The 11,889-nt window shown below is 50.2% G+C and carries 10 protein-coding genes; 8 read left to right on the forward strand and 2 right to left on the reverse strand.

Translation table 11 applies throughout. From position 1 onward, the window contains the following. Positions 1-341: 341 nt before the first annotated feature. The 4 genes from dnaA to recF all read left to right on the forward strand — a co-directional run bounded on the left by dnaA (position 342) and on the right by recF (position 4,605). The gene (gene dnaA / locus QZR21_RS05450) at positions 342-1,931 is read left to right on the forward strand and encodes a chromosomal replication initiator protein DnaA (RefSeq protein ID WP_296098940.1); all 1,590 of its coding nucleotides are present in this window, start codon (positions 342-344) and stop codon (positions 1,929-1,931) included. 246 nt (positions 1,932-2,177) lie between these two features. Further along, on the forward strand, positions 2,178-3,293 hold the full coding sequence (dnaN, locus tag QZR21_RS05455; protein ID WP_296098938.1) for a DNA polymerase III subunit beta: 1,116 nt from the start codon (positions 2,178-2,180) through the stop codon (positions 3,291-3,293). Further along, a complete protein-coding gene (locus QZR21_RS05460) occupies positions 3,293-3,505 on the forward strand; it encodes an RNA-binding S4 domain-containing protein (protein ID WP_296098936.1) in 213 nt (70 codons plus the stop codon). Before dnaN ends, QZR21_RS05460 begins: the two co-directional genes overlap by 1 nt. Positions 3,506-3,507: 2 nt before the next feature. Next, positions 3,508-4,605, forward strand: a complete 1,098-nt coding sequence (recF, locus tag QZR21_RS05465) for a DNA replication/repair protein RecF (RefSeq protein ID WP_296974171.1) — start codon at positions 3,508-3,510, stop codon at positions 4,603-4,605. On the opposite strand, the gene QZR21_RS05470 is transcribed toward recF, so the two are convergent. Both QZR21_RS05470 and QZR21_RS05475 read right to left on the reverse strand, forming a co-directional pair. After that, complete coding sequence (locus QZR21_RS05470) at positions 4,579-5,106, reverse strand: hypothetical protein (protein WP_296098931.1); 528 nt, start codon at positions 5,104-5,106, stop codon at positions 4,579-4,581. The two genes, recF and QZR21_RS05470, sit on opposite strands and share 27 nt — an antisense overlap. A 67-nt stretch (positions 5,107-5,173) precedes the next feature. Then, positions 5,174-6,085, reverse strand: a complete 912-nt coding sequence (locus QZR21_RS05475) for a DUF721 domain-containing protein (RefSeq protein ID WP_296098928.1) — start codon at positions 6,083-6,085, stop codon at positions 5,174-5,176. Between the two features lie 292 nt (positions 6,086-6,377). Here QZR21_RS05475 and QZR21_RS05480 point away from each other — a divergent pair, with 292 nt between their 5' ends. The 4 genes from QZR21_RS05480 to QZR21_RS05495 all read left to right on the forward strand — a co-directional run bounded on the left by QZR21_RS05480 (position 6,378) and on the right by QZR21_RS05495 (position 11,707). Then, positions 6,378-7,307: a PPK2 family polyphosphate kinase gene (locus QZR21_RS05480; RefSeq protein WP_296098927.1), complete on the forward strand. Its 930-nt coding sequence runs from the start codon at positions 6,378-6,380 to the stop codon at positions 7,305-7,307. Between the two features lie 180 nt (positions 7,308-7,487). After that, complete coding sequence (locus QZR21_RS05485; protein WP_296974173.1) at positions 7,488-8,471, forward strand: polyphosphate kinase 2 family protein; 984 nt, start codon at positions 7,488-7,490, stop codon at positions 8,469-8,471. 326 nt (positions 8,472-8,797) lie between these two features. Next, positions 8,798-9,865 (forward strand): OmpA family protein, encoded by a 1,068-nt coding sequence (locus tag QZR21_RS05490; RefSeq protein ID WP_296098923.1) that lies wholly within the window; start codon positions 8,798-8,800, stop codon positions 9,863-9,865. Between the two features lie 453 nt (positions 9,866-10,318). Next, positions 10,319-11,707 carry a sodium:solute symporter gene (locus QZR21_RS05495; RefSeq protein ID WP_296098921.1) on the forward strand — a complete coding sequence of 463 codons (1,389 nt, stop codon included), beginning with the start codon at positions 10,319-10,321 and terminating at the stop codon, positions 11,705-11,707. Positions 11,708-11,889: the final 182 nt, after the last annotated feature.

Here is an 11,889-nt window from a genome sequence, read left to right on the forward strand (position 1 = left end):
CAAAATCCGGGGGCCTCACTTTCGGATGTGTCCACTACTCGGGGTCCATTTTAACATCCACTCCTGACTCCTCACTCCTCATTCCTGACTCTTCCCCTCCTGTGAATTCTCATATCTACTACCTATAGTAGTCCATGGGGCAGCTGCACCATACATCTTGTGAATATACAGAAGGCGGCAGAGATGGTAAAATATAGTTATTCACAAGATTCTTCACTTATGAACAGACTTATTTAATTTGCGGGAAATCCCTTTCTATCGGATTTCCCGCAAATTATCCCCTCTGTCCTATTCATAATTATTCACAGAAATTCACAGGTTATTCAATCGAAGGAGTCATTATGGATTTCTTTTTACTATGGGACAGGATACTGGAATATATCGACAAGAACGACCACCAATACTATAAAATGTTTTCTTACGATGTGTTTCCCATTTCCCTATCAGACAGCACACTGGTCATCTCACCATCCCGGCCCTACCTGGTACGGTGGATTGACAATGTGTACAAAAGCAAACTGGAACAGATCATCCGGACCCTCACAGGAAAGGATATCCGGGTAGAGATCCGGCCGCCAAGGAGCGAAGACGCGGCGCCGGCCATGCCGGAGCCACCGGTTCCCGCTGGACCACAGGAACCTCCGGCTGCTCCGTTCCCGGAATCATCGGAAGTTTCCTCCATGCCGCCGGAACCGGCACCGCTTCCAAAGACAGCACCACCTGCTGCGGATCCATTTCCCCAGGAAGTAGCGCCGCCTGATTTCTCCAACCTGACCCCGAAAACCGCCGACGAAGTATCCCTTCCGGATATCCGGAACTATGAAGAGCTCCACGAAACATCCCTCTTCGAAAACGTGCCAAAAGGAGAATCGAAGAAGACATTCCAGCCCAATCCGGTGAACGAGGAATATACATTTGAAACCTTTGTCCACGGCAACTGCAATGAAATCGCCTACCAGGCCGCTTACGCCGTAGCCCAGACCGCCACCCATCCGGACCAGGCGGACCAGAAGATGAATCCTCTCTTTATTTATGGACCCTCCGGACTGGGAAAGACCCATCTTCTCCATGCCATCTGTAATTATATACATAAGTATAAGCCAAACCTTTCGGTGCTCTTCGTATCCAGTGAAACATTCACCAATGAACTCATCGATGCCATCCAGAATCATACGATGCCGAAATTCCGGGCCAAGTACAGGAACCTGGATTTCCTCCTCATCGATGATGTGCAGTTCTTCGGTTCCAGGGATTCCACTAAGATGGAAATCTTCAATACCTTCAATGAACTGTTCGATAAGAAGAAATACATTATCATGACCAGTGATCGTACGCCTTCGGATATCGACAAGCTGGAAGACCGCCTGCAGAGCCGTTTTTCCAGCGGCCTGGTGGCCCCCATTTCACCGCCGGATTATGAAATCTGCTGCATCATCCTGCAGAAACGGGCGGAAAAAATGGGCATCACCCTGCCGAAGGACGTGGTGGACTACATCGCCAGCCACATCAATACCAATGTCCGTGAACTGGAAGGGGCCTTCAATAAACTGGTCACCTTCTCCCATATCAAGAAGGAATCCATTACCCTTCCCTTTGCCCGGGAAGCGCTGAAGGATCAGATTCCCATCGACAGCGGCCAGGAACTCACCGTGGATTTCATCATCGACACGGTCTGCAAATACTATGGAGTGAAAAAGGATAAACTCCTTGGCAACGGACGGCCCAAGAAAATCGTCATTCCCCGGCAGATTGCCATGTACCTCTGCCGAAATGAGCTGCATGAATCCTATCCTACCCTTCGGGACTGCTTCAAGCGGAAGGACCATTCCACCGTTCTCTATGCCTGCGAACGGGTAGAAAACGACATAGAAAATGATCCCCAGACCAAGGCATCCATTGAAGCCATCAGGAAAATGCTCCATTCCCGGTAAAGGAAAAACCCATGTGAATAAAAAAGGGCTTTCCTGTCCGATTTCCTGTTCCCAACCTGTGAACAACAGGAAATCCGTGAAAAACTGTGAAATCTGTGAATAGGAAAAAAGGATATTCACTCCTTTCTGACAAATTACAGGCATCGAGAAAATCGAGCTTTTCACAAAGTTATTCACTTTTTCACAGCGTACTACTACGACTGCTACTATATTTTATCAATCATCGTCATTTTTAAAGGAGCTGCCATGAAAGTCATTTTCGAAAAATCCGAGCTCTGTGATGCATTGGACCGCGTACAGCGGGCAGCACAGAACAAAGTTACATCCAATACCAATAATGGTTTCTTTATCTCCGCAGTGCAGGGTAAAATTCTTATCCAGGCCAATGATTACAGCATAGGCATCAAAACATCCTGTGCTGCAGACATTGAAGAAGAAGGCATTGCCGTTATTGCAGCACCCCAGCTGCAGAATACCATCCGCATGATGCCGGCAGGACCGATTACTATGGAAAAAGGAGACCATGAAAATGTGGTCACCTTTACAGCCGGATCCTATGTATCCAAGTTCCCCACCCGGGATCCGGTGGAATTCCCGGATGTCCAGGAAATGGACCACAAGAATCACTGCATCATTGGATGCCGGGATTTTGTAGAAACCACAAACCTCGTCACCTTTGCCGCTTCCACGGATAAACAGAAACCCCTCTTTTCCGGTATTCTTTTTGAAATCAAGGATTCCGTTTTTACCATGGCTTCCACCAATACCCATCGTCTGGCATGCAGGGAGGTGACTCTCTCTGAATCGGCCACGGAAGCGGGACGGTTTATCGTTCCCTCCGGAATCCTGTCCGATGTGACAAGACTCCTGCCACAGGATAAGGAAGAGGATGTGGTAGAAATTTCCTGGTCCAACAACCATGTGGCCTTTACCTTTGGGGAAACCTACTTCATTGCCAGCCTCATCAATGGCCAGTACCCCGATTTCCACCGCATCATTCCAAACCATTTCGATGCCACCGCCGTGGTCAACCGCAGTGATTTCGAAGAAGCTGTCCGCTTTGTAAGCCCAATTTCCAGGGATATGAGCTACCAGACCATTAATTTTTATTTCACCGATGGTACCCTGGAAATTTATGAAGAAGATCCGGATATCGGCCGTTCCGATACATCCATCCCTGTAAAGCTGGAAGGAAATCCGGTGCGTCTCACATTCAACTGCAACTATATTGAAGATATCCTGAAGCATTCTAAAGGGGAGACCGTGATTCTTCACCTGCAGAAGGCAGGCCCCATGCTGGTGGAACAGGAAGAAGACAAGAGCTACCGCTACATTATGACGCCCATGAGAGGAAGAGACTGATGAAAGAAATCGCAATTTACGGAGACTATATCCAGCTAGACCAGTTCCTGAAAAAACTGGACTATATCACATCCGGCGGAGAAACGGGGGCTTTCCTGGAAGCCCATACCATACTGCTGAATGGGACGAAGGTCCATGAAAAGCGGAAAAAAATCAGAAAAGGCGACATCCTGTCCATCGATGGGACCGAGTTCCGCATGACCGGAGAATAAAAATGAAATGCCTTTCTTTCCGTCTCATACAGATACGGAATTTTAAAGACAGGACCGTGGAGCCTTCACCGGCTCTTACGTTCTTCACCGGTCCCAATGGCTGCGGGAAGACCAATCTTCTGGAAGCCCTGTATTACAGCTCCGTGGGAAAGTCGTTCCGTACGTCCAACGATGGAGAAATCATCCGGATCGGAGATGATGAGGGCACGATTCTGGTGAATTTCTCTGTTCACCAGGTGGAGCAGTCCATCAAAATCAAACTGACCAGGGGGCAGGGAAAGAAAATCTTCCTGAACGATACCCCCATCCGCAGGAAGGAACTGATGGGGCTTTTCCGGACTGTCCTTTTTACACCGGACGAGCTGCAGCTCATCAAAGGAGCTCCCCAGCTGCGGCGGCGTTTTCTGGACATGGAAATTTCCCAGGTATCTCCAAGGTACTATGAGGAATTCCTCCGATACAGCCGGGCCGTACAGCAGCGGAACGGGGCTCTCAAAAATGCTCTGGCCACCGGAAAAAAGCCGGACCTGGACATGTGGGATATGCAGATTGCCTCCGGCGCTTCCTATATGGTGAAAAAGCGGATGGAAACCATATCCCGCATGAATGAAACGCTGATGGACATGGAGCAGAGGCTCACCAATCGCCGGGAACGGCTGGAAATCCGCTATAACCAGCAGGGCAGCCATGAGCCAAGGTGGGATATGGAGTGGTATATGGAAGAACTGTCCCGGCGCCGGGAAGAGGATGAACGGTTCTGCCATACATCCATCGGACCCCATCGGGATGACCTCACCTTTCTCCTGAATGGCATGGATATTTCTGCCTACGGTTCCCAGGGCCAGCAGCGGACAGCCATCCTTTCCATGAAACTGTCGGAAATGGAATTTATCCAGGAGGAAACGGGGGAATACCCGGTGCTCATCCTGGATGACATAGGCAGTGAACTGGATCGGGAACGGCGAAAGGCGCTGGTTACCTTTCTCATGGACAAGGAAATCCAGACACTGGTCACCGGTACGGAAGTCCCCTTCGATGTGGAAGGGAAAGTGGTGGATCTGGGAAAATATGGGTTAAACGAGACACCGCATCAGGAATGAGGTGGCGGCGCACAGGGAAGAATTGAGAATTGAGTTTTGAAAATTGCGGTCAGGCGGCAAAGCCGCGAGACCGCAATTTTTTCTTTTTGGGACGGTATCCTTTGCTTCCGGACTATATAAACAGAGGAACACAGCAGGGCCCGGAAAAGTTTTCCGGTTTCCGCCAGCGCGCAGAATCTTAAGGGGCGGAATCCAGAAAATGGCGATTTCCATTGGAGGCTGTGCTTCTCCGGTGCACCGAAAAATCAAACCAGAAAACTCCCGCCAAAAACCGCCAGAAATCATGAGCGGCAGCCGTTCACCGGACTTCCACGGAAACCGGGGACCCGCCTTTGCGGATCCCCTCGGTTTACCTCGGAAGACAGTGTCCCAAGTCCTACCATGCAGCGGCCGGGAAGCGGCGGGAATTTCTGCATGGAAAAAGCGCAGGAAATGAATGATCATTTCCTGCGCTTTTTCCATTGTTTCACGTGAAACAACAGGACCATTTTCATACAGCATAGGAACCTGGGATTGGCTGAAAGACTTTTGTTTGCGGCTCAGCCGCCTGGCCTCAATTCTGCTTCATTCAGTCCCATTTCTTCTGGGGCTTCTGGGGCAGTTTTTTCAGCATTTCGTTGGCCTCTTCCGTTGTAATGGAAGAAACAGGACGGTGGAGCAGGAGGGCCAGCAGCTTTTTCTTTTCCTCGTCGGCACTGTATTTATGGAAAATTTTTTCCTTGGCCCGGTGGATGAGAGTATCCCTGGCGTCTTCATAGAGGCTGTAGTCACAGGGAAGAATGGCACGGACCTCCTGATAGGTGTAGTGGGGATTTTCTTTCAGGATAAGGATGACCTTGTTCTTCCTTGTTTTCTCCAGCTTCCGATGGCAGGCGGGGCAGATTTTTTCCTGCGGCGGACAGAGGGCACCGCAGATGGCGCAGGCATGGTAGCCATCTGCCTGCTCTCCCTTTCGGATTTTCAGCACTTCTTCCATCATTTCCGCAAACTGGGGGCGGATTTTTTCGCTTTTCACGTGGCCTGCCACCCAGCTTTGGATCCACTGTTCCTCTTCCGGAGAAAGATCCACCGAATACCGATGCTGTTCTTTTTTTATGGTTTCATTGACTTTGTCCACCGTAGTGAAGGGGCGGCTGTCTTTTCTGGGGGATCCTGCAAAGAACCGGATGTCCTTGAAATATTTCCCGATTTCATCTTTAGAGAGTTCCTTCAGAATATCCCCTTTCATCATGTAAAGCTGCTGCATGAAGGCGGAGTTTGTGACCTGCACGTAGAGGAGAGGACCCTTGCATCCGGAAATATAGGATTCTTTGGCCATGAGGTCTCCTACTATATTCTTCCAGCGCTTCTGGAACAGGTAGAACTGGAACCCCTTCTGACCGAAGAGCTTTGTTTTGATGTCGGAATGGGTAAATACACCGGCAATGGTATCCATGGTGCGGTACCGTTTTCCCTGTGGCCTTTTGTCTTCTTCATCCATGGTCATTCCTCCTTTCCCTGTTTATCTTCATTATACAATAATGGGGAATGGAAGAGTCCGGGGAGAACCGGCAGCAAAACATTAAGGAAGCGCTGATTCATTCGCAGAGTCCGAGTATTCCTTGTATTGCATGAAAATACAAGAGTATAATCGAACAACGATTTAATCAGCGCTTCCTTAACTCTCAATTCTTTCTTTTACAGCCTATAAAATTTCTTTGGCTTAACGACAGACGGATTCTATTTTATAATAGAAAAAGGAGAGTGTGGTTTCTTTGATTGGAGGTCTTTCTATGGATGAAATTAAAGATGGAAAAGTAGATATTGATCGGTATCGCGCCAGGGAGGGTGAAAAAATCAATCTGAAAAAATTCTCCACCAAGTGCGATGTGTCCATTGATAAAACAAAGGTAAAGAGCCTCTATTTCCCGGAGGTCATCGAAAAGGTGAAGGACCTGCAGGAAAAGCTCTATGCCCAGAATACCTATGGCCTTATCATCGTGCTGCAGGCCATGGATGCTGCCGGCAAGGACGGCACGGTGAACCATGTATTTGCAAACCTGGATCCCGGCGGCGTGAAGGTGGTTTCCTTCAAGCAGCCCACCACTGAGGAAAAGGGCCACGACTACATGTGGCGCATCAATAAGGCCCTGCCGGAACGGGGAGATATCGGTATTTTCAACCGTTCCCAGTACGAAGATGTCATTGTCACCAGAATCCACGACCTGATCCATAAGGGCCAGCTGCCCCAGGACCTCATTCACAAGGACATCTGGGAAGAGCGGTATGAACAGATTAACAACTGGGAAAAATACCTGCACCAGAATGGATTCGAAATGGTGAAGATTTTCCTCCATGTGTCGAAGTCGGAACAGCAGCGCCGGCTTATGGACCGTATCATTAACCAGCAGAAGAACTGGAAGTTCTCCATGTCCGATATCAATGAACGGCAGTATTGGGATCAGTACCAGAAGCTCTATGAAGAAATGATTTCCAAGACTTCCAAGGATATTTCGCCCTGGTACATCGTGCCGGCGGATAATAAGTGGTATACCCGCTATATCGTAGCTCTGATTACCCTCCATGCGCTGAAAAAAATCAATCCCCAGTTCCCAAAACTGTCGCCTGATGTGCAGACCCAGCTGGAACAGTTCAAGAAATTGATTTCGGAAGTGGATATCCATTCCCTGAAGGAAATCCAGGAGACCATGGATAAGGAATAAAGAATAAAAAAACTGACAGATTTTTCGGGATTTTCTCTTCTGTTTTCCGGAAAGAACATCCCTGGAAAGAGGAGTATTTCATTTTTCTAAATATTTTCCTGCCCAAAAGGCGGGATGATGAAAAACGCGGATTCTCCGGCCGGAGGCCGCTGGTCCGCGCTTTTTACTGTTCGGGGGATCATGATGGAGACCAGGGAAGAAAACAAAGCGGTCAAGACGGAGGAAAAGAAGTATACGGGCAACGTGAAAATCGATATTGACCGGTATCGGGCTAAAGAAGGAGAGAAAATCAACCTGAAGAAATTTCCCACTGCCTGCGATAGGGATGTGGATAAGGAATCGGTGAAAATGAGTGCCTTTCCAAAGTCCCTGGATGAGCTGAACCTCCTGCAGGCCAAGCTCTATGCCCAGAGCACCTATGGCCTTGTCATCGTACTGCAGGCCATGGATGCCGCCGGCAAGGACGGCACCATTAAGCATGTATTTTCCCATCTGGACCCGAATGGGGTGCACGTGGTTTCTTTCAAACAGCCTACGAGCGAAGAAAAGGACCATGACTATATGTGGCGCATCAATAAGGCCCTGCCCCGGCGGGGAGATATCGGCATCTTCAATCGCTCCCACTATGAGGATGTCATCGTGACCCGGGTCCATGACCTGATCAGAAATGATAAGCTTCCGAAAAATCTGGTGACCAAGGACATTTGGGAGACCCGGTACCGCCAGATCCGGGACTGGGAAAGGTATCTTTCTGAAAACGGGTTCCATGTAATCAAGATTTTCCTCCATGTATCGAAAAATGAGCAGCGGGACCGGCTGGCGGAACGGATCCTGAACAAGAAGAAAAACTGGAAATTTTCCATGGCCGACCTGAATGAACGGCGGTACTGGGACCGATACCAGGAGCTCTATGGGGAAATGATTACGGCCACCTCCACAGAACAGGCGCCCTGGTATATCGTGCCCGCCGATAATAAATGGTACACCCGTTACGTGGTGGCCCAGATTGTCATCCGGGCCCTGAAGGATATTGCCCCCCGGTTCCCGGAAATGTCGAAAGAAATCAAAGACCAGCTCGAAGAATTCCGGAAGCTCATCGAGAGCGGCAATGTGGGAATGATCGAAGAAATGCAGGACGTCATGGGCGTGGAAGAAAAGAAATAAGGACCTGGGAGTGGCGGAGAAAAGCATTCTGACGGTCAGAGCCACTGGAGTGGAGCTTTTAGCTGTTAGCTTCCAGGAGAACTGATTTGCCTGTGGCAAAAAAAGAACGAGTCAAGAGTTGATGTCCAGCGGCTTTGCCGCAGTTGGCCGGCCCTATTTTTGCCACAGGCTGACCAGCTTTCCTGGCAGCCTCACTCCAGTGGCTCTATCCATCAGAATGCCATGCTGTTCGACCGGCGGTCTGTTTTCTGCGAGCCTGAGCTGTTTATGATATAATACTTCTATAAGACTGGTTAAATCTCCCTGTTTTCGTGAGGTGAATGGATATGAAAAAAATATTACTGGCTCTGGCTGTGGCGGCTTCTGTATCCGGCGTGGCCTTTGCATCTCCCCAGACTTCCTTTAAGGAAGGACAGACGGAAATCAATGTGGGCATGTGGGATTCTTCGGCCCATTCCAATGGATATAAGTCCGACGGAGACTGGAACTTCCTTGGCGGCGTTACTTATGGTATCAATGACCGCTGGGCAGCCCAGTATCAGTACACCGGTCTCCATACGGACCATACCAATGGCAACATGAATGAAATCAATGCGCTCTATTCCTTCCATCCCCAGGTGGCAGCCTTCGGCGGCTGGAACCGTATTTCCATGAAAGATTTCCCGGATCGGGTTTTCGGCTCTTCGGACCGGGTGAATAACATCGCCCAGCTTGGCATCATTGCCCGGCAGCCGGTGAACGATGTGGTGGATGTCTACGCTAAAGGAGCGGTGGGCACTGAATCCACATCCCTGTGGGAAGCGGGGGTAAACCTGGCCCTGGATAAGGATGTGGACCTCAATGCAGGCTACCATTACCTGAATACCCGGGGAGATTCGGACCATAATGTATCCTATAAGGGATTCATGGCCGGTGTATCTTACCGTTTCGGTGGCAGTGACAATACTCTGGCTCCGGCGGAGGAAGAAAAGAACTATGACTACGAAGGAGACAGCGAACCGTCTACGGTAACGGTCAAACCGGCCAATACCAATGCGGACGTGGTCAATGTGCCCGCCGATACGCCGGTGAAGGCCCCGGAAAATGATTACTACTTCAATAGCATCCATTTCAAGAGCGACTCCGCCGCCATTGAAGATGGCCAGAAGGCAAACCTCGATGAATTTGTGAAGAAAGCCAAGGAAACGGGCCATGTATTCAAGCTCGTAGGCCGTGCGGATTCCACAGGCAGTGCGGATTACAATAAGAACCTTTCTTCCCGCCGCATTGAAAGCGTGAAGAAGTATGCCGTAGACCACGGTGTGGACGCTTCGAAACTGGTGCCCATGGTAAAGGGTTCTGAAGACGGCAGCGGCGCTGATGGACGGCGTGTGGATATTTTTGAACACAAATAAGTGATATGTTTTTCAAAAAAAGCGTGTGGCTGGAAGGCCATGCGCCTTTTTGTTTTTTACGGATAGAGTCACCGGTGCAGGGGCCTTGAGCCTTTAGCCTTGAGCATTGAGCTGGTCAGTCGCTGCGCTGCTTTGCAGATTCCACCTGTGCAAGTCGGATTCATCCTATGCAGGATTTCCATTTCTAAGAGGACACATGTTTTGAATTATTCCCACAAAAATAAAAGACTTCGGTATGAGAATAATCCCAAACATGCAGCTCCTTAGAGAAGGGGCGCGCCAAAGGCGCAGGATGGATGGCCGCGCAGTGGCTGTTCAGCTGAGGGCCCGGGGTTCGTGTCTCTAATTATTAGCACCTGAATTGCTAACGAAAAATTCTTTCCCATTTTTCCCGTTAGGTATATAATGCTCTTAAAGCAAAAACGGGGGAATACTTTAGGGGGGAGGAACCATATGAATCTAACAGTCACCCATGCCATTATTATTCTGATTACCGTAGCCCTTGTCATCGGCATCGGTATTTACCATTCCCGGTCTGTAAAGTCGGCGGCGGGATACAGCGTAGGCGGCCGGAGCGCCGGCGTACCGCTGGTGGCAGGCACCGTCGTCGGTGGCGGTGCCACTGTGGGCACGGCCCAGCTGGCCTACAGCTTCGGCCTGTCGGCCTGGTGGTTTACGCTGGGAAGCGGCATTGCCTTTATTATCATGGGCATTTTTTATGCCCGCCGCATGAGGGGCACCGGGCTGGAGACCATTCCCCAGTTCCTGTCCCTCCATTACGGGAAACGGGCGGAGGAACTGTCTTCGGTTATTTCGTCCATTGGCATTCTCTTTTCTGCCGTAGCCAGCTGCCTGCCGGGGATTGAAATCATTTCGTCCCTTTTTGGGCTGGATCCCATGATTTCCTCGGTAGTCCTGATTCTCCTTGTCATCGGATATACATTCTTCGGCGGCATGAAGAGTGCTGCTATCGGCGGCATCCTGAAGATGGGCATCATCTGGTTTGCCCTGTTCATTGCAGGGTTCGAGGCTTTCCAGGCCATCTATGGCACCGCAGCCTGGGACAACATGGCGCCATCGGAATTTTCCCTGTTCGGCCGGGGCTTTGAACCGTCCATGGCCAACCTGTTTTCTGTAATCGTCGGCGTTCTGTGTACCCAGACCTATATCCAGTGCATTTTCTCCGCCAGTACGCCTATTACTGCAGCCTTCGGCTGCTTTGCGGCAGCTCTGATTGTCATTCCCGTGGGCCTTCCCAATGTGGCCATCGGCATGTACATGCATGCCATGGATCCCGATGTGATGCCGATTCTCGTACTGCCTGCCTATCTCATCAACCATACTGGCGTCTTTATCGGAAACCTGGCCATGGGGAGCATTATCCTGTCCCTGGTCAGCGGCATCGGCGGCCTGTCCCTGGGAATCGGTACCATGATTGCCAGGGATATGCTGGCGTCTATCCTTAAAATCCGGGATGACCATAAGCTCCTTGTCATTACCAAAATGACGGTGCTGGCAGTTATGATTCTGGCCTGCCTCATTTCCATTGCCAACAGGGGCTCTGAAGTACTCGTATGGAATTATCTGTCCATGGCTCTCCGGGGTGGCGGTATCTTTATCCCCTTCAGTCTGGCTGTATTCCTTCCTGGCCATCTGACAAAGACCTGGGCCGTCATTTCCATGGCCGGCAGTACCCTGGCGGCCCTCCTTTCCGCTACGGTGATTCATCTGCCCATGGATCCCCTGTTTGTGGGACTCATTGCCAGTGCCATCCTCATCATCCCGGGACTCCGGCTCCACGGCAATCCCCCGGATGAAGGAATCGTAGAAGAAAAGGTTTGATGGAGATGGATAGGGCAGTGGCCTTCGGCCAGGGCTCTGCCTGCGGCATGGCTAAGGCTTCCGCCTGGGCTTAAGGAAAAGAAATTATACAATTCGCGGCGCCACAATAATTTTGATGCGCCGCACATGAACTGGCCCCCTTGTCAAGGACACAATTAAAAGTGTAGTTCGGACTCCATAGG

Source organism: uncultured Dialister sp., from assembly GCF_900541605.1.
GTDB lineage: Bacteria > Bacillota > Negativicutes > Veillonellales > Dialisteraceae > Dialister.